The organism is Lactiplantibacillus sp. 3062 (assembly GCF_055413545.1).
This window is the reverse complement of sequence record NZ_JBVAYE010000001.1, coordinates 641,881-665,995: the sequence shown is the minus strand read 5'-3', so window position 1 is coordinate 665,995 and position 24,115 is coordinate 641,881. Positions and strand designations below refer to the sequence as shown.

The 24,115-nt window shown below is 45.1% G+C and carries 25 protein-coding genes and 1 pseudogene; 11 read left to right on the top strand and 15 right to left on the bottom strand.

Annotated features, from left to right (window positions below):
* Positions 1 to 216, top strand: a pseudogene (locus ACWQAU_RS02980) (hypothetical protein); the annotation flags it as partial.
* A gap of 46 nt (positions 217 to 262) precedes the next feature.
* Here ACWQAU_RS02980 and ACWQAU_RS02975 read toward each other — a convergent pair.
* The 4 genes from ACWQAU_RS02975 to ACWQAU_RS02960 are packed head-to-tail and all read right to left on the bottom strand — an operon-like array spanning position 263 to position 2,204.
* Positions 263 to 583 (bottom strand): hypothetical protein, encoded by a 321-nt coding sequence (locus ACWQAU_RS02975; RefSeq protein WP_027821648.1) that lies wholly within the window; start codon positions 581 to 583, stop codon positions 263 to 265.
* Positions 584 to 607: 24 nt separating this feature from the next.
* Positions 608 to 856: a hypothetical protein gene (locus ACWQAU_RS02970; RefSeq protein WP_027821647.1), complete on the bottom strand. Its 249-nt coding sequence runs from the start codon at positions 854 to 856 to the stop codon at positions 608 to 610.
* A 21-nt stretch (positions 857 to 877) separates the two neighbouring features.
* Positions 878 to 1,189 (bottom strand): DUF2316 family protein, encoded by a 312-nt coding sequence (locus ACWQAU_RS02965; RefSeq protein ID WP_003643012.1) that lies wholly within the window; start codon positions 1,187 to 1,189, stop codon positions 878 to 880.
* Positions 1,190 to 1,202: 13 nt separating this feature from the next.
* Positions 1,203 to 2,204, bottom strand: coding sequence for an amidohydrolase family protein (locus ACWQAU_RS02960; protein WP_003643536.1), 1,002 nt, complete (start codon positions 2,202 to 2,204; stop codon positions 1,203 to 1,205).
* Between the two features lie 119 nt (positions 2,205 to 2,323).
* Here ACWQAU_RS02960 and ACWQAU_RS02955 point away from each other — a divergent pair, with 119 nt between their 5' ends.
* The 4 genes from ACWQAU_RS02955 to ACWQAU_RS02940 all read left to right on the top strand — a co-directional run bounded on the left by ACWQAU_RS02955 (position 2,324) and on the right by ACWQAU_RS02940 (position 5,660).
* Entirely contained in the window at positions 2,324 to 2,902 is a 579-nt protein-coding gene (locus ACWQAU_RS02955; RefSeq protein WP_003643537.1) for a TetR/AcrR family transcriptional regulator, read from the top strand.
* 160 nt (positions 2,903 to 3,062) lie between these two features.
* Complete coding sequence (locus ACWQAU_RS02950; RefSeq protein ID WP_021356134.1) at positions 3,063 to 4,016, top strand: Dyp-type peroxidase; 954 nt, start codon at positions 3,063 to 3,065, stop codon at positions 4,014 to 4,016.
* Positions 4,017 to 4,250: 234 nt separating this feature from the next.
* Positions 4,251 to 4,964, top strand: a complete 714-nt coding sequence (locus ACWQAU_RS02945; RefSeq protein ID WP_003645523.1) for a demethylmenaquinone methyltransferase — start codon at positions 4,251 to 4,253, stop codon at positions 4,962 to 4,964.
* The gene (locus ACWQAU_RS02940) at positions 4,965 to 5,660 is read left to right on the top strand and encodes a YdcF family protein (RefSeq protein WP_003643017.1); all 696 of its coding nucleotides are present in this window, start codon (positions 4,965 to 4,967) and stop codon (positions 5,658 to 5,660) included. It begins immediately after the preceding gene.
* A 97-nt stretch (positions 5,661 to 5,757) separates the two neighbouring features.
* Here ACWQAU_RS02940 and ACWQAU_RS02935 read toward each other — a convergent pair whose 3' ends face one another.
* Complete coding sequence (locus tag ACWQAU_RS02935) at positions 5,758 to 6,729, bottom strand: SGNH/GDSL hydrolase family protein (protein ID WP_003643540.1); 972 nt, start codon at positions 6,727 to 6,729, stop codon at positions 5,758 to 5,760.
* A gap of 949 nt (positions 6,730 to 7,678) precedes the next feature.
* Between ACWQAU_RS02935 and ACWQAU_RS02930 the strand changes: the two genes are divergently transcribed.
* A complete protein-coding gene (locus ACWQAU_RS02930) occupies positions 7,679 to 9,583 on the top strand; it encodes a heavy metal translocating P-type ATPase (protein WP_022638760.1) in 1,905 nt (634 codons plus the stop codon).
* Positions 9,584 to 9,736: 153 nt separating this feature from the next.
* Here ACWQAU_RS02930 and ACWQAU_RS02925 read toward each other — a convergent pair whose 3' ends face one another.
* A complete protein-coding gene (locus ACWQAU_RS02925; protein WP_003645580.1) occupies positions 9,737 to 10,489 on the bottom strand; it encodes an MIP/aquaporin family protein in 753 nt (250 codons plus the stop codon).
* A gap of 384 nt (positions 10,490 to 10,873) precedes the next feature.
* On the opposite strand from ACWQAU_RS02925, the gene ACWQAU_RS02920 reads away from it, so the two are divergent.
* Together ACWQAU_RS02920 and ACWQAU_RS02915 are read left to right on the top strand one after the other, a co-directional pair.
* Entirely contained in the window at positions 10,874 to 11,194 is a 321-nt protein-coding gene (locus ACWQAU_RS02920) for a thioredoxin family protein (protein WP_013356021.1), read from the top strand.
* A gap of 23 nt (positions 11,195 to 11,217) precedes the next feature.
* Positions 11,218 to 11,487 carry a metal-sensitive transcriptional regulator gene (locus ACWQAU_RS02915; RefSeq protein WP_013356022.1) on the top strand — a complete coding sequence of 90 codons (270 nt, stop codon included), beginning with the start codon at positions 11,218 to 11,220 and terminating at the stop codon, positions 11,485 to 11,487.
* 99 nt (positions 11,488 to 11,586) lie between these two features.
* Here ACWQAU_RS02915 and ACWQAU_RS02910 read toward each other — a convergent pair whose 3' ends face one another.
* The 3 genes from ACWQAU_RS02910 to ACWQAU_RS02900 form a co-directional block, all read right to left on the bottom strand.
* The gene (locus ACWQAU_RS02910; protein WP_003643025.1) at positions 11,587 to 11,790 is read right to left on the bottom strand and encodes a hypothetical protein; all 204 of its coding nucleotides are present in this window, start codon (positions 11,788 to 11,790) and stop codon (positions 11,587 to 11,589) included.
* Between the two features lie 128 nt (positions 11,791 to 11,918).
* Positions 11,919 to 12,473: a Dps family protein gene (locus tag ACWQAU_RS02905; RefSeq protein ID WP_013356023.1), complete on the bottom strand. Its 555-nt coding sequence runs from the start codon at positions 12,471 to 12,473 to the stop codon at positions 11,919 to 11,921.
* A 12-nt stretch (positions 12,474 to 12,485) separates the two neighbouring features.
* Positions 12,486 to 12,707 carry a heavy-metal-associated domain-containing protein gene (locus ACWQAU_RS02900; RefSeq protein WP_024272221.1) on the bottom strand — a complete coding sequence of 74 codons (222 nt, stop codon included), beginning with the start codon at positions 12,705 to 12,707 and terminating at the stop codon, positions 12,486 to 12,488.
* A gap of 200 nt (positions 12,708 to 12,907) precedes the next feature.
* Between ACWQAU_RS02900 and ACWQAU_RS02895 the strand changes: the two genes are divergently transcribed.
* The 3 genes from ACWQAU_RS02895 to ACWQAU_RS02885 all read left to right on the top strand — a co-directional run bounded on the left by ACWQAU_RS02895 (position 12,908) and on the right by ACWQAU_RS02885 (position 17,425).
* The gene (locus ACWQAU_RS02895) at positions 12,908 to 13,573 is read left to right on the top strand and encodes a Crp/Fnr family transcriptional regulator (RefSeq protein WP_003643545.1); all 666 of its coding nucleotides are present in this window, start codon (positions 12,908 to 12,910) and stop codon (positions 13,571 to 13,573) included.
* A 308-nt stretch (positions 13,574 to 13,881) separates the two neighbouring features.
* A complete protein-coding gene (locus ACWQAU_RS02890) occupies positions 13,882 to 15,798 on the top strand; it encodes a M13 family metallopeptidase (protein WP_027821646.1) in 1,917 nt (638 codons plus the stop codon).
* 1,153 nt (positions 15,799 to 16,951) lie between these two features.
* Complete coding sequence (locus ACWQAU_RS02885) at positions 16,952 to 17,425, top strand: GNAT family N-acetyltransferase (protein WP_003643547.1); 474 nt, start codon at positions 16,952 to 16,954, stop codon at positions 17,423 to 17,425.
* A gap of 58 nt (positions 17,426 to 17,483) precedes the next feature.
* Here the strand turns inward: ACWQAU_RS02885 and ACWQAU_RS02880 are convergent, their stop codons facing one another.
* The 6 genes from ACWQAU_RS02880 to ACWQAU_RS02855 form a co-directional block, all read right to left on the bottom strand.
* Positions 17,484 to 18,836 carry an FAD-dependent oxidoreductase gene (locus ACWQAU_RS02880; RefSeq protein WP_027821644.1) on the bottom strand — a complete coding sequence of 451 codons (1,353 nt, stop codon included), beginning with the start codon at positions 18,834 to 18,836 and terminating at the stop codon, positions 17,484 to 17,486.
* A 316-nt stretch (positions 18,837 to 19,152) separates the two neighbouring features.
* Positions 19,153 to 21,303 carry a lectin-like domain-containing protein gene (locus tag ACWQAU_RS02875; RefSeq protein WP_003643034.1) on the bottom strand — a complete coding sequence of 717 codons (2,151 nt, stop codon included), beginning with the start codon at positions 21,301 to 21,303 and terminating at the stop codon, positions 19,153 to 19,155.
* A gap of 21 nt (positions 21,304 to 21,324) precedes the next feature.
* Positions 21,325 to 22,338: a DUF916 and DUF3324 domain-containing protein gene (locus ACWQAU_RS02870; protein ID WP_003643035.1), complete on the bottom strand. Its 1,014-nt coding sequence runs from the start codon at positions 22,336 to 22,338 to the stop codon at positions 21,325 to 21,327.
* 97 nt (positions 22,339 to 22,435) lie between these two features.
* A complete protein-coding gene (locus tag ACWQAU_RS02865) occupies positions 22,436 to 23,128 on the bottom strand; it encodes a WxL domain-containing protein (protein ID WP_003643036.1) in 693 nt (230 codons plus the stop codon).
* A gap of 37 nt (positions 23,129 to 23,165) precedes the next feature.
* On the bottom strand, positions 23,166 to 23,738 hold the full coding sequence (locus ACWQAU_RS02860) for a WxL domain-containing protein (protein ID WP_003643037.1): 573 nt from the start codon (positions 23,736 to 23,738) through the stop codon (positions 23,166 to 23,168).
* Positions 23,735 to 24,013, bottom strand: a complete 279-nt coding sequence (locus tag ACWQAU_RS02855) for a hypothetical protein (RefSeq protein WP_003643038.1) — start codon at positions 24,011 to 24,013, stop codon at positions 23,735 to 23,737. Before ACWQAU_RS02855 ends, ACWQAU_RS02860 begins: the two co-directional genes overlap by 4 nt.
* Positions 24,014 to 24,115: the final 102 nt, after the last annotated feature.

Below are 24,115 nucleotides of genomic sequence, written 5' to 3'. Positions count from 1 at the left end.
TTGGTCACGGTAGGGACCAACTTTAAAAATCAAAGGCGTAAGCAAATGGGACGAGAAACCAAAATTCGGTTTCTCGTCCCATTTGCTTATACAGAGGCTAGTTATGTCACAGCCTCTTATTTTTTGGATCATCATTTATTTATATTTATCAAAGTAACGGTCTGTTATTTTAACGAATGTACTAAATTATTTTCGTTTCTGGTTACAAGACGCTAAAAGTATTTGATTTTACATGATATCGCTTTTTTTATTTTACCTTCAACTATGCTCCAGCTCGCAACCACGCATTCGTTTCCTTGTACAATCGCTCAACTTCTTCTGGTCGATCCGTCCCTAATAAATCCTGACTAATTTGACCACCGGCAGCTTGTCGGACATAGGCTAGGAATTGATACGAGGACCGTAAACCGTTAAAATCTTGAGGTATCACGTGTAAATCCTGTCCCACAATGACTGGTCGTAAATTATCACTTTCGTTAATTGAGGTCAATCGACTAATCTTCCACTTAGTATCACGGCGTTCGACGCGGTAAATCAGTCGCCGATATGATTCTAATTCCGCTAAAGTACCATTGACCATCATGCGCATATGCGTCGTGGTTGGTAGTTACACGTATGCCTTATCGCCATTCAGATGAACGACAGGCGTACTGACGCTCCCCACAATAACAAAGCGCGGATCAACTTCCTTCGATTCTGCGCCAATAAATGTACTTAGTGGTCCTTGTTGCCAACTAGTTGCCACAGTCGCGTCGGCGTAATAGCAATCTCGGATTTCAGGGTTATGCCGGGCACGAAATAAGCGCTCACGGGCCACTAGTTCACTAATTAGTGCCATATCAGTTCCGTTACTCATTGACGATTTCCTCCAATCATTTTAGCAATCACCGGCCGACATTTCGCGACGATCAATGACAGCGCTATTCAAAAACCAATGACGATGCCAGTCGCCACTTAATGCCGTAAATGGCACCGGCGTCTTCCCGCCTGCTTCCACCTTTTCAATCAAATAATTACGTAAGATCCACGGATCGTTCAAAGATTGTTGTGTTAAGTCAAATAAGTGATCGAGCTTAGTTGAACTAATCCCTAAATCATCAGCTACCTGGGCTTTCGTAAGACCAGTCAACGCAAAGTTAGCTTGTAATTCATCCCGGGTTGCCTGCATTTGTTGTGCGTTTAATGACATTATTTCGTTCCTCCTATAATTTAAATAACGTGGTTGCCGTGCCAAACGCGATTTGAGCCCGTTGTTCATCGGTCAAGTCGGCGATATCCAGGAAACTTCCACTCGTCTCCGGCTGTTTATACGGGTAATCGATCGAATACATCAGGTGATCCGCCCCCATCTCCGCTAACATAAATTGCAACTGAGGCGCACTCAAAATACCACTTGGCGTCACGTACACATTATGCCGATAATAAGTACTAAACGGATATTGCAAGTCTGTATATGTTGTTAACTCATCATCCAAACGTTCCAAAAATAGTGGGACTAGTTCGCCCCAGTGTCCTGAAATGAGCTTCAAACCAGGCAACTTATCAAAAATACCACTAGCAATCATCCGTATCACTTGAATCCCAACATCCATATGCCAACCATAACCGGCAGATGATAAGATCCCCGTGACAACGTCAGACCATTGGTTACTTTCAAAATAATGACTCGTTACTGCTTGCGGAATAAATGAGGGGTGAAAATACACGGGGACATCAAGCGTCGCAGCTGCTTCAAAGATTGGTAAGAAGAATGGCTCATCAAAAAATTTATTCTGATAATTTCCCTTCAGCAACACACCCCGTAATCCCAGCGTCGTCACCGCTCGGTTTAATTCAGCGACCGCAGCTTGCGGATCACCAACTGGTAGAACGGCTAACCCAGCATAACGATCAGGATGAGCTACCACTGCTTTCGCTAATTCATCATTAGCTAATTGTGAGAGTGGAACTGCTTGTTCCGGCGATAAGTTCTGTGGTGATGAATTACCATAAGATAACACCTGCATATCAATGCCATATTGAGCCATAAATGCCAGACGTTCATGCTGGGTGTCTTGCATAATTGCAGGACTCGGTAAATTGTCCCGCATGTACTGGCGTAGCGCTGGACTAACTGCTGGTAACACAGCGTTACCAACAGCTTGACGCATTGCGGCAGTCACAGCTGCCGATTCAAAATGCTCTTCAACGGTAATTAATTTCATTAGTCCACAATCTCCTTAATTGGTCAGTTATATCTAACTGTGACAGCTATTATAGACGCTTTCATATGCTAAAAAAGGGACGTTTTGAGACATATCGTAATCTGGTGTATCATTAACATATGACAAAATTAATTATGAACAATCAATTGCATATTGATCAGCGAACTCATCAAACTCATCGTAAATTGATTACTGCCCTGCAAGCGAATTTTAAGGCTCAAAAGTCCTTCAACGAGTTGACTGTCAAACAACTTTGTCTGGATGCCCACGTTGGACGTGCCACCTTTTATCGTCATCACCAGGATATTGAAGATATCATTGTGATTGAATACTTAATTGCCTTACAACAGTTAGGACACGCGTTGAATGACTTAACGACCACATCTTACGCGACCATTGCTGGTGCGATCGTCACGACGATTCGTGCACATCTGGGCCTCCCCTTACTCGTGTCATGGGCCCAGTGTCGCGAGCGGGTCATCCCATTAGAGGTTGGCTTTGCCCAACAGCTACTAACTAGCTTAGCCATCCATCCTAAGCAACGGCATTTTATGGCAACCTATCTCGGCAACTGTCTTCACCAGTTAGCTTGGCAACTTGCAAACACACAGACAACACTCAGCAAAATTGAGACTTACCGGCTATTTATTCAATTAATTCCTAATGTCTTACAAGCACCAACGATTCCAACCGACTAGTCCGTTTAGTGATTAGGATACACACCACGTTAGTTTGGCCGCCTACCCCTGATGCTGGCGAATGTCGTCATTATTCACACCCGCCGTTTGCCTTTATTTGACGCTACCCTTACCACCATGTACGCTAACAATATCAAACAATTTATGGAGGAAATATGTCATGCCAATCAATCCAAATCGCGCCCAAGATGTCTGGAAGGATGTCGGTGAACACGTTCAATTTACCGTTCTTCAATTAAATCGGCAGGATCAGCAACACGACCGTGAAGTCTTTCAAGAATTTGCAGATCGGTCACAAGCCATCATTCGCTCATTACGCATCCGGGACGCCAAACCTGAAACTGGCACCCAATTAAAAGTTAGCATCGGCATCAGTAGTGCCGCTTGGGATTACCTGTTTCCTGGCGCACCCAAACCTAAAGAATTAGAAACCTACACCACCTTAAGTGGACCCAAATACACCATGCCAGCAACACCCGGCGACCTCTTCTTCCACATTCGCGCAAGCAACGAAGCGGTCGTCTACGAATGCCAAACGCAGTTCCAGCGGGTCTTAGCGCCAATTACGACCGTCCTCGATGAGACGAAAGGCTTTCGTTACTTCGAGGGCCGGGCCATCATTGGCTTTATCGACGGTACGGAAGCGCCGGCCGTAGAAGATGCCGCTGATTATGCCTTAGTTGGTGACGAAGATCCCCAGTTCATCAACGGTTCTTACGCCTTTGCACAGAAATGGCAACATGATATGCCCGTGTGGGAACATATGCACACCGAGGATCAGGAAAAAGCCGTGGGCCGCGAAAAATTCAGCGACTTCGAGTTAGAAGACGAAGACAAGTTTAAGAATGCTCACAACGTTGCTTCAAAATTGGAAATTGATGGTGTCGAACAAAAAATCGTTCGGATGAATGTCCCGTACTCCAATCCAGCAGCTGGTAACACAGGGACGTACTTCATTGGTTATGCCCGTCACTGGACTGTTACCAAAGGCATGCTGCAAAACATGGTCGACCAAAGTGACTTTTTACTAACTTTCTCAACTTTACTATCCGGACAAGCGTTCTTCATCCCATCACGTGACCTGTTCGCTCAAATTGCAGATGATGATTTTTAAGCTATTACTAGCGTACTCGTTTTGACGTTAAGGGCTTCGATTAGGAACACGCTGTCAAAAAAGGCAGTCTCGATTGGTACTTAATACATACCGATCGAGACTGCCTTTATGTTGTTTTAACTTTAGTTTAACGGTTTATTCACGAACAATATTGATTATCATTCCTTTTCACGGTAACTGGCAACCAACATCTGCTATAGTAGTAGGTAAAGCAACTATCAGGAGGTATCATTTATGGCAAATCGCTATTTACATAATGTCCAAGGTTTGTTCGACACCATCGCGCCGAACTATGATCGGATGAATAACATCATCAGTCTCGGAACGCATCGTCATTGGCGCAAGCAAACGATGGCACAAATCCATTTAGCGCCTAACGCCCATGTTCTCGACCTCTGTTGTGGTACGGGTGATTGGACGATCGCGCTGGCTAAAGAATTACAGGCACCCGGTGAAGTCATCGGATTAGACTTTTCAGCCCCAATGTTAAAACTGGCACAACAAAAAGTGACCCAGCAACAGGTTGCCGATCGGGTCTGGTTGCGCCGCGGCAATGCGATGCATCTTCCGTTTAAGGACAACACCTTTGACCTCGTCACGATTGGCTTCGGACTCCGCAACTTGCCTGATAAAGCCCAAGCTTTAACTGAAATTTATCGCGTACTAAAACCGGGGGCTCGCTTGGTCTGCTTAGAGACGTCTCAACCCGATCAGCCATTGATTAAACCAGTCTGGCAGTGGTATTTCACAAAAGTAGTCCCACTATTCGGGCGCTTATTCGCCCATCAATATCAGGAATATTCCTATTTACAGGAAACCACTCGTCACTTTGCAAGCTACCAACAGTTAGCAACGATGTTTCAGCAAGCAGGCTTTCAAAATGTTCACTTCCAACGGTTCAACTTTGGAGCCGCAGCGGCTCACTTTGGGACTAAGGAGGCCAAGTAATTGGACGAACTGACCGCTTTCAATCAATGTCTGGCTTGGTTGACACACACCACCGCCTTGCCTGAGCACCTCGATGGCCTGGTCCTTTGTGGCAACAGCCTCCCAGCAACAGCCACTGCAGCGGGCCAGTTAGCCCAAGACTATCAATTACCACTACTCATTATTGCGGGCGGCATCGGCCACGCCACTAAGTATTTGCGGCAAAACTTAAACCTGCCAAAATCTCAAGCTAGTGAGGCTGAGTTGATGGCGACGCTTGTTCGAAAGACTGGCTATCAAGGTAGTATCCGCCTCGACAAGACTTCTACCAATACTGGTAGCAATGCCACGCATGCCCGCGCGTTAGCCCCCACCGATTGGCGCCACGTCCTACTCGTACAAGACCCGTTACTCGCGCGGCGGACTACCCTAACGTTCTCAGCCAATTGGCCCAATGCCAACTTTATTCGCTATGCGCCGGCGACCTTGCAATTAAACCGGCTACAACCAATGCAATTTACGCCAAACACAATATTAGCTGGCTGGCAACCCGCTTACTTTACTGAACTCTTACTCGGTGAATTTCAACGCCTAGTGGATACCCCCAACGGTTATGGTCCCCGTGGTCAGGGCTTCATCGCCCATGTGGATATTCCCGAAAAGGTGCTCGCTGCGGCCCGGTATTTACAGTCGCAATCACTACACCGCCAGCGTTAACGTTTATTTTTAAAATCTAGTAGTGCCACCAAAAAATCCCGTTTCACTGCAGCAGAACATCGCTACAGTAAAACGGGATTTTTATAAGATGGGTTGATCACGATTTAAAAACATCTGGATACTGTGTCCGCAACGCTTGTGCTGTTAATTCGCCCGCCATCCGGGAGCCAGCTAAATCTAAATGCACCCCGTCCGTGGTACTGAGTTGCCAAGTAGCCGTTTCAATGAGTTGCAATTGCATAAATTCGGCCACGACCGCGCGAATAATCGCCGCAAAATTCTGATTAAACGGGATCATTACAGCAAGCCGGCTATTCGGGTAAAGCGTCTGCACCTGATTAAGAAAGCGGCGCAAAACTACCGTGAACGTCGTATCATCCGTATGCCGATCATTAGTACCAACATTAATCACAACTAAATCCGTGGGTACTGGTTGCCACGTCGTTTTACTATCCACGGCTGTTAAAACCTCCGGCAGTACCGGTACGCCACCAGTTCCTGGTTTACTGAGACCAACGGCACTATAAGCAATGCGGACATTCCGTGCATTCAACAAGTCACTCGCAACCGCCGCATAGTTGGCTTCCGCGCGATAATCTTCGGCAGGGTTCTTACCCATGACCCAGCAGCCGGCCGTCAGTGAATCCCCAATCCACGTCACACTGTGTCGGCCTAACCGAACTGGCTGTAACTCACCATCTGTCGTCAGGTCTTTCACTGTAAAACCTTGATTGCCATCCCACACACGGTCCTCATCAGTATTACCACTCAAAACTACCCGTACCACGTGAGGCCGACCATCCAGTGTCAACCATAGGGGGTCATTCGTCACCGCCTGCCGTTGAAAAGGCAAGCCATCAATCTGGATCGCCACCCAACTCGGTAGCTCATACGCCAACGGCAAGAATGTCAACCGCACAAAACTAGCATCAGTGACTTGAAAATCGATTTCAGCACCCAAATTAGTGCTATACATCACGTCTCGATCCGCAATTTGCTTGACCGCCCAACGCCCCTGAAAGTATGCCGGCATCAAGGGCTGATTGGCCTGCGTTATTTGATAATCCACGTTTTTCCCTCCTATACCTCTTGTTTACTCAAACTTGATCATCCTACCTATTCTTCCGTTAACTTGTCATGAAACATGATTAAAACATGCCATTTTTTAAATTCAAAAGCAGCCAGCTTAGACCCACTGGAAACAGTTCGGGTTAGCGTAAACCTGCTTAGTTCGTTCGTCCTACGCCGACCTCCAGGCATTTCTGCCAATTGCCGGAACGTGGTGGGCACAGATTTGAGCCGAAAAAACACGTCTCAAATACTGGCCTTTCACTAACCAAGCAAAGGACGCTTGCTAAGTGAAATTTCACCACTGGGCATTGTCAGAAACGCCTTCCAGTCGGGACAGTATTCGAATGGCAGACGGAGATGCACCCAACTTTTATTGGACTCATCATTTTTCTTTATAAACAGTAATTTTGTCGAGCAACTGTCAGGTAGAAGGTAACATTTTGATAGCTCACTATTTCGAAATCACTATAGTAATAATCGAACGTCTCGACAAAGTGGTTAATGTAACCTTAAAGTCTCGTTTAAAATTCCATTATCAAAATAGTCAACGACCAATTGTACCAAGTTAAGTGGCCGTTCATCTGCCATTCGAGCGGCTTCCCGACTGGAGGGGCTGGATGACAATGCTCAGTAGCCAAATTATTCTTAGTCGGAAGTGCCTTTCTTCCGGCTTAGAATAAGACTCGTATTTGAGATGACGCGGTTTGTGCGTTAGCTCAAATCGACGTCGGCTGCGTTCCAGCAATTGTCATCCAGCCCCGGAGGTCGGAATAGAACGCTCACCGGCTGACGAACAGTAAGCCAACTAAATGGCATGTTTTAATCATAATCACTGCCAGCAATCCAGAATTAATACTGTTATTTTGCAAAACTTGACGCCTATCAAGTTGCCATCAAACTGAACTCACTATACTAGGGTCATCAAATCAAATAAGGAGTTGCAAATTATGAAATTCCAATTATTTCTCACTAAACATACGAATCAAATTACATTAGTTACGGGGATTCTGATTGTCCTTGGGATGCTCAGTAAATATCTCTTACAATTTACGCTCGGTTACCAAGTCATTTTAGCAGTTGCTTCAATTATTGCCGTCATTCCGATTGCGGTTCGTGCTTGGAGCGCACTTCGGAACAAAGTTTTCAGTATTGAACTGTTAGTTAGTATCGCAGTGATTGGGGCATTCATTATTGGTGAATTCAACGAATCCGCAATCGTTACTTTCCTCTTCTTGTTTGGCTCCTATCTCGAAAGCAAGACCTTGCAGAAGACGCGGACCGCAATCAAAGGCTTGACTGACATGTCACCAACTACCGCAACTTTAGTTACTGATGATGGCACCGAAGAAGTCGACGTTGATGATGTGGACGAAGGTGACGTTGTCCTAGTTAAAACTGGGAGTCAGGTTCCCGTTGACGGGATTGTTGTTGAAGGTAACGGCTACCTTAACGAAGCCTCAATTACGGGTGAAGCACGCCAAATCAACAAGCAACTCAAGGACTCGGTTTACTCCGGAACAATGGTTGAAAATGGCTATCTGAAGATCAAAGCGACTCAGGTTGGCGACGACACGACTTTTGCCAAAATTATTGAATTGGTTGAAGAAGCTCAAGATACCAAGTCCAAAGCTGAAAAGTTCATCGACCGCTTTGCTCAATATTATACGCCTGCCGTCCTCGTTTTAGCAGTCTTAGTCTTCGCCTTCTCCCGTGACTTCCGCTTAGCAATCACGGTACTGGTTCTCGGTTGCCCAGGTGCCTTAGTTATCGGCGCCCCAGTGTCAAACGTTGCCGGAATCGGGAATGGTGCCAAGCGTGGTATCCTGATCAAGGGTGGTGAAGTCGTCGATACTTTTGCCAAAGTCGATACCCTGGTCTTCGATAAGACCGGTACTTTAACGGAAGGTAACACTGCCGTTACAACCATGCACACTTACACAAACAACGCGGATAATCAACTAGCTCTCGCTGCCGCTATTGAGGGCGTTTCCGACCATCCGTTAGGCCAAGCAATCGTCAGTTATGCCGACCAGCAGTCAGCGGGGGTCTCTCCCGTCCTAGATGACACTGAAACCGTTAAGGGTCAAGGGATTTGTGCACAAGTCGGTCAACAAGAAGTTGTCATTGGTAATCAAAAAATGTTGACGGCTCATAATATCAAACTAAATCCTACCCAACTCAAAGATCTCAATGGTTTACAAGCTGGTGGTCAATCAACCGTTATCATGGCAGTCGACGGACAAGTTCAACTCATCTTCGGGATTGCCGATACGATTCGTCCAGGCGTGAAGGATTCCCTCGCCGCATTAAAAGCCCAAGGAATCAAGAAACTCGTTATGTTAACTGGGGACAATGAACTCACCGCTCAAGCCGTTGCCAACGAATTGAACCTAGATGAAGTTCACGCCAACCTCTTACCAGAAGAAAAAGTCGAATACGTTAAGAAACTAAAAGCAGCCGGTAACACGGTCGCCTTTATTGGAGATGGCATCAACGACAGTCCTTCAATCGCTAACGCCGATATCGGAATCGCAATGGGTAGTGGGACTGACGTTGCCATCGACACATCCGATGTCGTCTTGATGCAATCAAGCTTCCCCGCATTAGTACACGCCCACGGTCTCGCCAAGAAGACTGTCTTGAACACTCGTGAAAACATCTTCATCGCCATTGCCACCGTGGCCTTCCTACTGATTGGGCTAATCTTCGGTTATATCTACATGGCCAGTGGGATGTTTGTCCATGAAGCTAGTATCTTAGTCGTTATCTTCAACGCTATGCGGTTAATCAATTTCCAAACCAAGTTCGACAAACACCAACCAACTAAAACCATTCAAGCAGCCACAGCTTAATCAAGTCTCCCCAACTTGGTTACAGGCCTAGCAACCAATAACGGTCCGCCGACTAGTCTTCCCCAGCTAGTCGGCGGACCGTTTTATCATATTGCAATCAAAAATGATAGACCAATAATAATTTCATAAATACGCTCGGTTAATTAATTGCGATTATAAACCAAAAAAGATCTTATAAATCCAAATTCCAATAACGGCACCAACAATTGGGGCAACCACGGGAACCCAACTATATTCCCAGTGAGAACTACCCTTGTTCGGTACTGGTAATAACGCGTGTACTAGCCGTGGTCCCAAGTCACGGGCCGGATTTAGGGCTGGACCGGTTGGACCGCCTAACGAAATAACCATGGCAGCAATCAAAAGTCCAACGCCAATATTGGCGATATCGATATTTTGATGAAAAAACATCCCGCGATATAATCCCATGGCACCAAAAATCAGGACTGCGGTTCCTACCATTTCCGTAACAAAACCGTTTAACTGACTGTTCGCATGATCACTAGTTGCAAACGTCCCTAAGACCGCCTCATTATCAGTCGTTTGCCGATAATGGGGCCAGTACAGTGCCAAAATCAAGCATTGGCCTGCAATTGCTCCTAGAAATTGCCAGATTAAGTAAGGCGCAACGTGCGCCCAGGGAAAGATTCCAATCACGGCTTGCCCAATCGTAATCGCGGGGTTTAAATGGTTACCAGAAATCGAGCCAAACATCATGGCTGGGAGCATGACCCCCAGTCCATATCCCGATGCAACCAGGAGCCATCCTCCATTGGCGAGTCCTGGATCATCGTTACCAGTCGTGTTCTTCAGGAATGCGTTAGCGACAGCACCATTACCTAGTAGTACTAGGATCAGCGTGCCAAAAAATTCAGCGGCGTAGCGTGCTTCCCATGAACCTGTCATCTGTAAATCCTCCTCGTAAGGTACCGAGCATCTATGATAATTTGAAGATACCAGATAAAACTGTTTATGTAAACGTTTTATTTTGCTTAAATAAGCGGTTTCTAATAATTCAACATAATTCTACCAGATACCCTGGGTTGTATAATTATGAAGCGCTAGTATAACACGCTCGCGTCAACATGAGATCTTCAACGTTAATGCTCGCGATCACAACTAGAAGATTCTCAGGTGACGCTAGCTTCCACAACAAATCGTTATTATCTAATTACCCAATACATCAGTCCTTTTTAAATCCCTCCACGGCCAGAAGCAGAATACTTGCTCGTGTATACCTATGGGGGTATATTGTTTAGTGACAAATACTTACTAAAGGAGTCAACTAAAATGATTAAAGAAATACATGACCAAGATTTTGCCAAAGAAACAGATACTGGTATCGCCGTTATTGATTTTCGCGCAGACTGGTGCCCACCATGTCGCATGATGGACCCAATTCTTAAGTCCCTTTCTGAAGACCCCGCTTACAAGGACCAGGTCAACTTCGTTTCATTGAATATTGACCATGACCAAGCTACGGCCAGTCAATTCCAAGTTCAAGGAATTCCAACCTTCCTGATTAAGAAAGATGGCCAAGTCGTCAGTCACATGGTCGGAGCACGTCCTAAGCCTGATTTTGAAACCGAACTCAAAAAAGTACTTGCCTAATTACGAAGGGGGCATCATGAATCATGGCAACTACTGAAGAATATGTCACTAGCAAGCAGATCAAGACCCGGCTGAAACGCTCGGCTGGTCAACTGGACGGCGTTTTACGTATGATGGACGAAAATCGTCCTTGCGAAGATGTCTTAGTTCAACTTTCAGCAGTGAAATCAAGTATCGACAAGGCCATGAAACTCGTCATCGCCCGTAATATTAATAATTGTGTAGATGCGATGACCACGGCTGATATTCAGAATCTTGAACACTCCTTGGATCTACTGCTAAAAACCAAATAACGCCAAAAAAGACGGTGTCGCCAATCTCAGTTGGTTATACCGTCTTTTTAGTGCCAGTTGACTCAGTTAAGCACCGTATCTGTCAGGCAACTTATCGAGTCAATCTTTCCAATCGCCCTTTTTCCAGTCATCATGGTTCCAATCATCTTTTTTCCAGTCATCGTCGTCATCACTGTGGGACTGCTCGGCATCCTTGGGCGCTCGTTTTGCTCGCTTCAACAGTACCGCCGTTGAAACCACCGTTACGAACCCAGTCGCAATAATAAAGACAAATGTCCACATCACAATGTCACTAATCGCCATCTCGGGGTCCTCCCATATAATTTAATTGTCGTTAGTATAGCGCAGGCCCGTTGTAATAGCAAAAACGCCCTGGATAGTTTGCCCACACAATCGCTATCCAGAGCGTTTAATTCTTCTGCGACAACGGCCTAATCGTCGTCATCCTCATCTTCTTCATCCAAACCAGTTCGAGCATCGTTACCAAGATAAACTTGTAATTCCCGAATATTGCGATTGTTACTGCCACGATAAGCAACTAACCAAGCTGCCAGTGCCGGCCGGGTTTCTTTTTCAGCAAGCTTGATAGCCCGGTCAACGAATAGGTTTTCCGTATCAAAATCCTTGATTGTTGCGGCCACGAGTTCATCAGCAGATTGATACTTGAAAGCCCCATTTTCTTCCAACATGGAATACTTGGTTAATTCAGCCGTTGTGGAAGATGGCTTCTGGTTTTCATCTAGGAGTAATTCGCCTAATTCAGCAAACTGACGGACATTCTGATCTAACAAACGTTGATATGCTGTCCGCAATGCCAATGATTGTGGTCCTTTAACGTACCACTTCACTTGGGTCAACTTAACGTAAGCAACCATTAAGTTAGATAAAATGTGATTCGTCATTGCGCCCGCTGTTGGGACATGGTGATCAATGTCACTCTGTTTTAATTCCGCTGCGTATTGTTCGTCGATCGTTAGTTCACTCATCGTTTATTCCTCCTACTTAACCTTGACGTTTTCAACTTCGTAACCAAGTCCGGTAACAACTTGTGCCAAATCATCGGCATTCGTCACTTCAGGATCAAAGTTAGCCTTGACCTTGCTGGCATTGAATAGCACCTTAACATTCTCAACGCCGTCATGGTTAGCAACGGCCTTTTCGATCTTGGTCATGCATGATGGGCAAGTCAACGTTCCTAATTGCATAATAATTTTCATAATCAATTACCTCCGTGTCGTTCATTTGATGGTTCTATCATAACCGGATTTGATTGACCAGAACTTGACGGCCGTCAAGAAATTCAAAAAAGTTTTACGCTACAATATAGTTATTAAAATAGCAGGAAATTTAAAACGTCAAACCCTATCTACCAAGCAAAATCTGTTATAGTTAGGGTGAATTTATTCAGGAGGTGGGCCTTATGGCAGAACATGAATGTGTGCAGTTAGTCCCAATTTTTAGCGAACTCGGTAGTGAACAATTAGACACCATCGAATCGATCGTTCGTCACCACCACTATCCAGCCGGCAGCACTTTATTTGGTGCTGACGATCCACTGGATTCACTGATGATTGTTGCCAATGGGCAGGTTAAAGTCTATCAGCTAGCTGCCAATGGTCGCGAGCAGTTACTATATCTATTACAAACTGGTGATATCGATGGCGAAGCTGCCTTATTTGAAAATCAACGGCGAACCTCATTCGGTGAAGCCTTAGTACCGACGGATGTTTGCAGTATTCGCCGTTCAGACTTTCAAGACTTGATGCAAAAATATCCCAGTATCAGCATCAACGTCTTAAACGTCTTTGGCAAACGTCTCAGTCAACTGGAGCGTCAAACAACCAGCACGGCCACTGAATCCGTCGAAGCCCGTTTAGCGAACTATATCACTGAAACAGCGGCAGCGCTCAAAACCGACACGTTTAAACTACCATTAAAGAAAAAGGACCTGGCGACGTTCCTCGGCACCACCCCTGAAAGCATTAGCCGTAAGCTCGCCTTATTCGAGCGTCAAGGCCTAATTACGCAAAAGCCTGGCAAGGTCATCGAAATTAACGATGCCGACCAGCTATTATTAACTGAATAATGACTACTAATTAAATTATCCCTTCCCCCGGATGACTAGCGAAATCACTGTTAGTCATCCGGGGGCTTTTACGTCAACCATCACGCTGCCTCATAAGGTGATTTACAGGCACTAACAGCTCCTGCATGCCGATAATTCAGAAGTAATCTTGACCTTTACATTAACATTCACAACCCATCAGCTACTGATTCAGGACTATTAAGATGATTAGTATCATTTTTTACTGAGTCGGTACCAGATGATACCACTGAGAATAATCTAAGGTATAATTAACTTAGTATTAGAAAATTTATTAGGGAGTGGATTTAATGGCAACCATTAATCAAGCAGCAGTAAAACAAGATCTCTACGATGCCGTCAACGGCGAGTGGCTCAAAACCGCCGTCATTCCGGATGACCATTCTTCAACCGGGGGCTTTATGGACTTAGTTGATGCCATTGAAAAAACGTTAATGCATGACTTTGATGCAATGGCGGCGGGAACAGTTACCCCCGACGATCCTCAGCTAACCGAATTCATTAAGTTTTACCGCTTAGCTAAAGATTTCGACCAACGCAATGCCAATGGTGCGGAACCAATTCTGCCGTGTCTCAAGCAAATTGATAGTTTAAGCGACTTTGCTGACTTACAACAACGGATGCCCGATTGGATCTACGACGGCCTCCCATTACCATTCAGCTTGGATGTCGACGCTGATATGAAAAATACCAAGGTCAACGCCTTATTTGCCCAAGCACCTGGGACTATCTTGCCCGACAAGACATACTACGACGAAGGCAACCAGGCCGGCCCTAAGTTACTAGCAATTTACGCTAAAATGATGACCGAACTGTTGCAAAAAACTGGTTACGAAAAGGACGAAGCACAAAAAATCGTTGATGACACGCTGCAATTCGATCGTTTGATCGTTCCGTGGATCAAATCCGCTGAAGAGTCGGCCGATTACAGTAAGATGTATAATCCTCGCAAATTCAACGATTTTGTTAACACTAGTCGTTATTTAGACTTAGCCGCTATCACCTACTCCGTCATCGATGGTAATCCCGACCTCGTCATCTTGCCAGAACCCGCCTTCTTCGATCACTTTAACGAAGTAGTCAATCCTGATAACTTCGGTCTGATGAAGAACTGGATGAAGGCTAAGCTCGTTCAACGGTACAGTGGTTACCTCAGTGATGAAATGCGGGTATTAGCCACGACTTATTCACGGGCATTGTCTGGTCAAAAAGAACCGCGGAACCAAGCTAAGAGTGCCTACTATCTAGCTACCGGAACTTTTGATCAAGTCGTTGGACTCTATTACGGCCACAAGTATTTTGGTGAAGCGGCCAAAGCGGACGTTCATCAGATGGTCGAAAAGATGATTGCCGTCTACAAACGCCGGTTGCAAGCGAACACTTGGCTCAGCGCAGATACGCGTGCTAAAGCCGTGACCAAGCTTGATAAACTCGGCATTCAAGTCGGTTACCCTGATAAACTAGAAACGATTTACACGAAATTCAAGACGCACACGCCCGAACAAGGTGGCAACGTATTGAGCAATGTCCTCCACTTTAACCGTTTGGCACGCCAAGACATGTTCTCAAAGTGGGGCAAAGCCACTGATCGGACCCGTTGGGAAATGAGTGCGGACACCGTCAATGCTTACTACCACCCATTTATGAACATTATTGTCTTTCCAGCTGCTATCCTACAAGCACCTTTCTACAGCTTAGAACAATCTTCTAGCGCTAACTATGGTGGTATTGGTGCAGTTATTGCTCATGAAATCTCGCACGCTTTTGACAACAATGGTGCCCTATTTGATGAATTCGGTAACTTGCATAATTGGTGGACCGAGGAAGATTCTGCCCACTTCAAGGAACTTGCCAAGTCCATGATCAGTGAATTCGATGGCTTAGACTTTGCTGGTGCGAAAGTTAACGGGACGTTGACCGTATCCGAAAACATCGCCGATGCGGGAGGCTTAAGTTGCGCGGAAGAAGCTGCTAAGGGCGAAGATGACGTTGATTTGAGTGCGTTCTTCACTAACTGGGCCATGGTTTGGCGTATGAAGGCCACGACTGAATACATGCAACTCTTACTTTCAATCGACGTCCACGCTCCAGCTAAGCTCCGAGCAAACGTACAATCTAAGAACTTAGATGATTTCTACACAACCTTCGACATTCAACCCGATGATGCCATGTATTTGGCACCAGATAAGCGGGTCAAAATCTGGTAAAAAGCTTTAATCAATGAACACTAAGACCGACTAACAAGCGGTGCGATTGCTTGTTAGTCGGTCTTTTATCTGTTCCATCATTATGGGTCTTATTCATTCAAATTACGCGTTAGTATATTACAATAGAACTGTCGTCTGATGCCGTTACATCGTTATTGGACTATGACCCAGTCTCAATCACGACTGCACCGCAAATCACACCAGCAGACGCGTTATTAGTCGACCTAACGCCATTTTCAGCGGGGGTCATCAACAAGGCAATCCCAGTCCACTTGACGCTTAAATCAGCATATTTGGACACTGGTAACCATCGAAAACAACTAGCATTAACTATGATTAAAACGTGCCATTTAGTTGGCTTACTGTTCGTCAGCCGGTGAGTGTCCTATTCCGACCTCCGGGGCTGGGTGACAATTGCTGGAACGTAAGCCGACGTCGATTTGAGCTAACGCCCAGCCCGCGTCATCTCAAATACGAGTCTTATTCTAAGCCGGAAGCAACCCACTTCCGACTAAGAATAATTTGGCTACTGAGCATTGTCACCCAACCCCTCCGGTCGGTAAGCCACTCGAATGGCAGATGAACGGCCACTTAACTTGGTACAATTTGTCGTTGGCTATTTTGATATTGGAACTTTAGGTGAAATATCAGAGTGCCTTCTTCACTTTGCCAAAACGTTCAGTTGTTACTACGGCGATTCAGAATAACGAGCTATCACAATATCATTTTTAGCCTAACAGTTGATTGACAAAATTACTGTTTATAAGAAACAACGACAAAGCCATCAAAAACTGAGTACGCACATGTCCGCCATTCGAATACTGTCCCGACTGGAAGGCGTTTCGGCCAATGCTCAGCGGTGAAATTCCACTTAGCAAGCGTCCTTGGCTTGGTTAGTGGAAGACCAGTATTTAAGACGTGGTCTTCGGCTTAAATCTGTGTCCACTGCGTTCCAGCAATTGGCAGAAATGCCTGGAAGTCGGCGTAGGACGAACTAACTAAGCAAGTTTACGCTAACTCGAACTGTTTCCAGCGAACCTAAACTGGCTGATTTTGAACTCAAAAAATGGCACGTTTTAATCATGATTCATAACAGTTTAACTAGTACAATAGGAATTACTAAATATTCATGACGCATTTTAAAGGAGGCACTATGTCACAATTTGAAAAGTATCATCCCATTCTAACACCACACTATACGTTCGATTGGTTAACAAAGGTGCGCGTTATCGACGTTTTCAACTTATATCAGACCAGCAATGCGACAGCCACTATGGAAACAACCGCTGCACAAATTAACCACACCATGCGCGAGATTTTTCATGACCACCAGCTTGTTTGGGGCGTAACGGATCGAGACACGAATGCGTTCGTCGGTCAGGTCGGCTTTGCCCCAATCGATACGGCTAAGCATGAAGCAACTCTCAGTGTTGACCTGACTGCTACTTATCAGCAAGTAACTACGCTCAGGGAAATCTTAGAACGGTTGGTGGCATTTGGTACCGTTGAGTTAAAGTTGAACCGACTCACATTGATTTTACCAAAGCACGATGACCTAATGGCACAAATACTGGCTGGCCTTAACTTTAGTACCACCGACCACTTAACATTCAATTATCACCAATAAACAAATAACGCGATGCTACCTTCATGAAGCAAGGTAAGCATCGCGTTATTTTAACTTATTATTCAGTGACAGCTTCGGCCGCATGGGCAATCGCTGCTTGACCAAGTAAGTTCAAATAGTTAAATGGCCGGTCGTAAATTGGTTGGAAGAACATATCTACGAACCCTAAGTCGTCAATGGTATTGTGATTTTGAATCATCACTGAAATCACATTGGCTGATTGCGAAACATCATGTTCACTCATGAATTGTGCACCTAGGATTTCGCGAGTTTCAGGATTGTAAACCAATTGCATTAAAACAGGCTTAGTGGTTGGCATAAATTCTGGCCGGTAGTTGTCTTCAAAAGTGACAGCGGCTGCCGGAACATTTTCGGCCTGTGCATGTTCTAGGGTCATCCCAGATGAAACGATGGTTTGGCCGAACAACATTAACCCAGAAGTTGATTGTGTCCCCATGTACTTCCGCGTTGGCTTGAAGATGTTCAAACCAACTAAGGTTCCTTGGCGAACCGCATTCGTTGCTAATGGGATATAAGCATCTTTCTTAGTTGGGTTATAGTGAACAGCAACCGAGTCACCAGCCCCGTAAATGTCTGGATCAGAAGTTTGCATGTAGTCATTGGTCTTGATCGAGCCATTAGCGTTCATATCGACCTTGCCCTTGAGTAAGCCGGTATTTGGCCGGAAGCCAACACAAAGAATCGCCATGTCGGCTGTGTAGCTGCCCTTGTCAGTCTTGACCGTAACTTCTTTACCATCATCACTGAAGCCTTGCACCATTTGATTCAAAGCCATCTTGATACCGTGATCAACAAAGTCTTGTTCAACCCGGTCGGTGAATTCTTTGTCTAAGTATTTATTTAAAATCCGTGGTAAACCATCAATTAGTGTGACTTCCTTACCTTGCTTCTGGTAAGCTTCAACTAATTCAGTACCGATATAACCGCCACCGATCACAATGACCCGCTTAGCTGGTTTGGCTGCTTCCCATAAATTCTGAGCGTGCATCCAGTTCTTGCATAAGTAGACATTGGGACTATCGATGCCGTCAATTGGTGGAATAACAGGCCATGAACCAGTAGTGACAACTAACTTGTCATAGTGATCAGTCTTAGATTCACCAGTCTTTAAGTCAGTAACCGTAATTTCATGTTTGTCAGTATTCACATCCGTCACATCATGTTGCATATGAACAGTTGCGCCTAACTTAGCTAACTGTTCAGGACTGGAATAAAATAGGCCTTGAGGATCAGCAACTTGGCCGCCAAGGTAAAGTGCGATCCCACAGGATAGGAACGAGACATTGTCATTTCTTTCATAAATCGTCACTTCAGTATCTGGATTTGATGCTAAAATCTGATTAACGGCAGCAGTGCCGGCATGGGTACAACCAATTACAATAACTTTCATTTTTAAATCGCTCCTTAAATGTGTTTATATTCACAATCATGCTTGTGCAACATGTATTTGGTAACAATTACATTGTACTAAAGTAAAAAGAAAACGCAACCAAAAACACGTAAAAAGTGTAAATACTTCACTAATCACACGATAAACAAACGCCTTGATTACAACGTTCTCAGTCATTCAGGCTGATTATTCATTCACTTAACTGTGGTAATTAAAATTATTATTATCTTTAACCATTATGGCTAATAACTAGAAAGCAAAAGCACTCACAATCTTGCGTGTGAGTTCTTTTGATTCTCTTATACCAACCCGATCATTACTTAGGTGCATCTGTTAACGTCCACGTAATATCCCCCGTGTAAGAACCCGGAGTAGCTCCCGCATTGCTTTGATATAAAATGCCTGACTTATTCGTCCAGTCTGCCAAGACATCATAATCATCGTTATCACTAGTAGCCGTGTGACTGTCAATCACCGTACCCGCAGAATTCAGCGTGGTCGTCTGCTCGCCGTCGCGGAAAATCACGTCGCCCGCCAAATTCTGACCACCGGTTGTTTTAAAATTAGTCGCACTAGCTTGTAGTTGCCAACTAGAGCCCTTACCACGACTATCCCGTACAACTAGTTGCCAATCGTCTTCCCGGTCTGTCGTTTGAGCCGAACCATCTAAAGTAATGGTTTTAAACGTGCTGCTTTTGGCAACCGTCTTAAAACCAAGTTCACCTGCAGTAACAATAATCTGCGCTTTATCAACTGGTGAGACGTTCTCGTAACGGTCAGATGCCCATAGTTCAATCTCATTGTCATCGCCGACGTGTAAATCCTCTGCTTTGACCTTGTAGTAGAAGTAACCTTGTTCGTCATCATCCGACATTTGAACCGTTGGCATTTCCTTGCCATTAAGCGTTGGGTGTAGTGTCACTTGACCGTTAGTTAATTGTTCCGAATCCTCGGCTGCAACAATCCCTCTGATGATCACGTCTTCCCCATTGGCGACAGTATACGGACTATTACGAATTTTAAGGTATAGCGGCTGATCGACTGTAATCATGTAATCCGGTGCTTCCGTCGTTGTTTCAAACACCTTATTTTTAAATGTCGCCGTCGTTGCAGTTGTCTGTTCATTGACAACGACATTCTCGGCCGTCCCATTGAGCGTGATCGTCGCGGTCGGTTGACTAGCCGATACTGCTTTATCTAGAGTATAGTCAACCTTAGTATCACTACTCGTTGGCGCCGTCAAAGTCTGCTCACTACCATCCGCATACGTTACCTTGGCACTGTCAAACGTAATATGCTGTGGTAGATTGAGTTCAGCCGTAATGTTATCCCAGTCAATTTGACCACCTTGGTAAGTCAATTGATAGTCGTACTGAACTTTATGCTGAGCTTTGAGCTGGCCGCCTGTCTTGATTTCACGATTCTTGGTCTTATCCGTAACCTTAACCGCCGCCTGTACGTCAACTAAATTCGGCGCGCTTTCAATCACGACCATGTTATTACCAGAATTACTACCAGTCGCCCCCATGAATCCCCAGCGAACCAGGCCATCACTACTGTTGAATTGGCTAGTATCTAACACTTCACTCTGAGTAAAGCCGCTACCCGTCGCCGACCCATCTGGATTGATGTCATTATAAGTGTACGTCATCGTTTTAGTCGCCGCATGCCAGTCCATCACCAGGTGGTGCCACTTGCTATCTCCTAATGACATATTCGTCACTAGGTTGGTATGTTTTTGCGTAAAGTAGTACCGGGTTGACCAAATTATCCCGGTAACGTCTAAACTCCTGACAGACTGATTTTCATACTGACTAGCCAGCCCAGGATACCCGGTCGCAATGTGTTGTTTCTTAATACCATCATCAAACGAATCACCCTTACCAGCATTACTATAGCTAGTTGAAGTATTGGTATAGGTATCAAACTCTAAGGCCCAACTATTTTGGATGGCCGTTTTCGCAAATTCTTCGCCGTCCTTCAATTTATTATCCGTATCAACACCCCAAACACCGAGTGTCTCACCAATAATGCTGGACGAACTGACTTGTGCGGATGCGGCAGTACCATTTGGATCATTTTGTAAGACAAAAGCCATCCCATCGCCGGCCTTACTAGTACTCGTGGATGTTCCCAAATACACCCACATTTTAAACGTAGCATCTTTATTTAAATCTAGGCGATTGGCGTCGTTCGACCAAAAGCCACCCACTTGCTTCTTGCCGTTAATAACCTGAACGGCCTGCGTATTTGGCGAGCTTGCATTGGTCACATTCCCAATATTCGCACTATTACTAATGCCACTACTGAATGCCGCTGGTAGCGTAAAGAGTTTATCCAACTGATTCAGGCCAGACGGTGCCGTTGCCAACGTCGCTTCGTCAGCAGCCTGAATTTGGGCGGTCCCGGCCCATAATCCCATTAATGCAGTTAATGCAACTAGTATTTGTTTCGGTCCCTTCCACATGTTGAAAACTCCTCTCGCTAGTTAGTCCTGACGACGGCGGTTTTTCAATAGTAGCCAGATAATTGCGCCTAATAGGACAACAATCAGTGCGCCCAACGCAACAAACCACCAGAAATAGTTCGATTGTTTTTCTGTAACAGCTGTATCATTTAAAGTCTGAGCTTCTTTATCAGTAATGGTAAAGTTCTTTGTAAATTGCCACTTACCCTTATCAGCCGTTGCCGTTAAATGTAAAGTGTACTTGCCCGCCTTCAATTGTTGCGTCCCGTCACCAACTGCAAAGTCAAAATTACTATTCGGCGCCATTGACATGTTTTCCTTAGTCGTCGTCAATAATTTTTTAGACGAACCAGCTTTAGTCACGTAGCTTTTGATCTTTAAGCCATGCATAATAACGGGCTGGTTGTTTTGCAGATTAGCCGTAACGTAATTACGATAGTTACGTTGCTTGGCTTTTACTGCGTGCAACTTCATCACAGGTTTGATTCCGCTTGGATCAGATTCACGTAACTGCAAGCCAATCACGTACGCATATTGATTATTGATGGCCATGCCACTACTAGATTGTTTCGCCTTGGTACTGAGTTCCTGGATGATATTGATTCCACCCAGCGCCACGCCCGCAAACTTTTTCTCGGGTACCGTCAATTTAATAGTGACTTTTTTGCTTGACTTAGCGGGAACGGTCACGACCTGTGACTTTGAAAGTGCTGTCTTGATGTTAAACTTCAAGGAGTCATCGGCCTTAGCCTTTGCTTGGCTGTAATCGATGATACCGTTATTATTTGTAACCGCCAGATTAGGTGATACCGTGTATCGATGTTCTTTACTATCACTATTTTTAATGGTTAAAGTGAGATTTTGCGTTTGCCCTGGTGTGACCTTCAAGTCAAAATAGGACACTTTTTGATTAATTTGGTTATCAGGCAAATCAGCCTGGACCGTGTAATTGAGGTCATCCGCTCTAGCAGTCATTGTCAAACCTGCCATAACGATGCTCACAACGGCAATTAACTGCCAAAATATTTTTTTCATAGGCTTTACCCTTCCTTTATTCAACGGTAAGTGACGAGCTATGTATGATTGAAGCTGCCATTCTTTACAAGTAGCAGCTTCACATCAAACCATTTAATTAACTAGGTGCGTTCGTTAATGACCAAGCCAGCGTACCCGTGTAGTCGCCAGCACGCAATTGGCGATCATGGACTTCAAGTTCCGTGGGTACCTGCCCGCGATTCAGAACGACCAGCCAAGTACCTAGACCAGTATTAGGCGGGGCAATCACGACATTATTCGCTAAACCAGCAACTAATTCACCAGTATTAACAACGTTAGGTGCAGTACTAACATTGCCAGCACCGGGCCGTAATTGGACTGCGCCTAATTTTAAAGACGTCGTTAAGGTCTGCTGACCACTTTGCAACCCGCTTGGCGTGACCTGTAACGTCCATCCAGCAGCCGTGGCGCGGCGATCAGTTATTTGAATCATCGCCCGCTCATTCTTGGCAGTCGTCTTAAACGGCCCACCCGCGGTCGTAATTGCATTGAATTTCAAATTACTGACGAAATCAATGGTTAACTTTCCCCGTGAGCCCGTACCAGCGACATTGTCTTCATCGACCGGGTCACCCGGGTATGGTTTACTGGGATCATCAGGGTCGACCGGAGAAACTGCATTGTCATCATCCGAGGGGGTCATTTCTACCTGCACCTGTGACTGTGTCGTTGCAGCTTGCGTTGCGATAAACCAGCCCCAGTTACTAATGATGAGACAACCTATCACAGTCATTAATAACCGACCTGTTACCAACAATCCCTTTTTCATCGGTCACACCTCAGTTCTCCTCTGGCGCATTAACTGGTTAGCTAGGGGCGTTGCCTAATGTCCATGTCAAGGTTGAAGTGTAAGCGCCAGCCGCGTTACCAGCAGGGATCAACAGGCTAACTTCATTGGTTGCATACTTACTCGTAAACTTACCGATCCCTTCATTAGCTTCTGCGTCCATGATAATTTGATTTTGGTCAGTGATATCCACTTTATAAGCTTTTGCTTTAGAGATGTTATTAGCATCATCCGCAGTTGCATTAACTTGTGCAAAAGTTAACGCGGCGCCCCGTAATTCACGAGTATCATCTGCATTCATGAACTTCGAACCTTTAACTTGTACTAACCATCCGTCCGTATTCCCAGGGTTGGTCACTTTCAAGTCGCCAGTAACGTTCTTAGCATCATAGGTTTTACTGTCATTAGTGATTTTTTCGGTCCCAAAGCTAACACCAGGTGCTTGATCCAAGGTAATATCTTTATTAGTGTCATCCTGGATTAATTCAACTTCAGCTTTGGTCGTTGTCTCCGTATCTGCAGCTTGGCCAACAAGTGGTAATCCTGCCATTAGTGTCATGCCTGCAACGAGAGTTCCGAGATATTTTTTCATTTTGGTTGCTCCTTTATTGTTTGACGGTTGCGCCACCAGATTAGAATTAATAATATTAATAAACTAAGTCCACATACGCCGATACCGAACAGAATCCATTGCTGGGTCCCATTCATTTGCGGTAATACACCTTGTAGCGGGCTCGCAATTTTATCGGCCGCCGCATTGCCACCTGAATTAGAAGTGATCGTTAAGTGGTAAGTGCCTGATTGCGTATCAGCTACTAGTGGTAACTTGACTAGCTGACTAATACCTAAGTCTTGAAAGCTGCCCATCCAATTAATATGACCACATCCTTTCCAGATATTGACTTAAGCTTAGTATCATTATTAACGCTTAGTACCAATAGTGAATCGTTGTGAGTAACCCTATCAGCA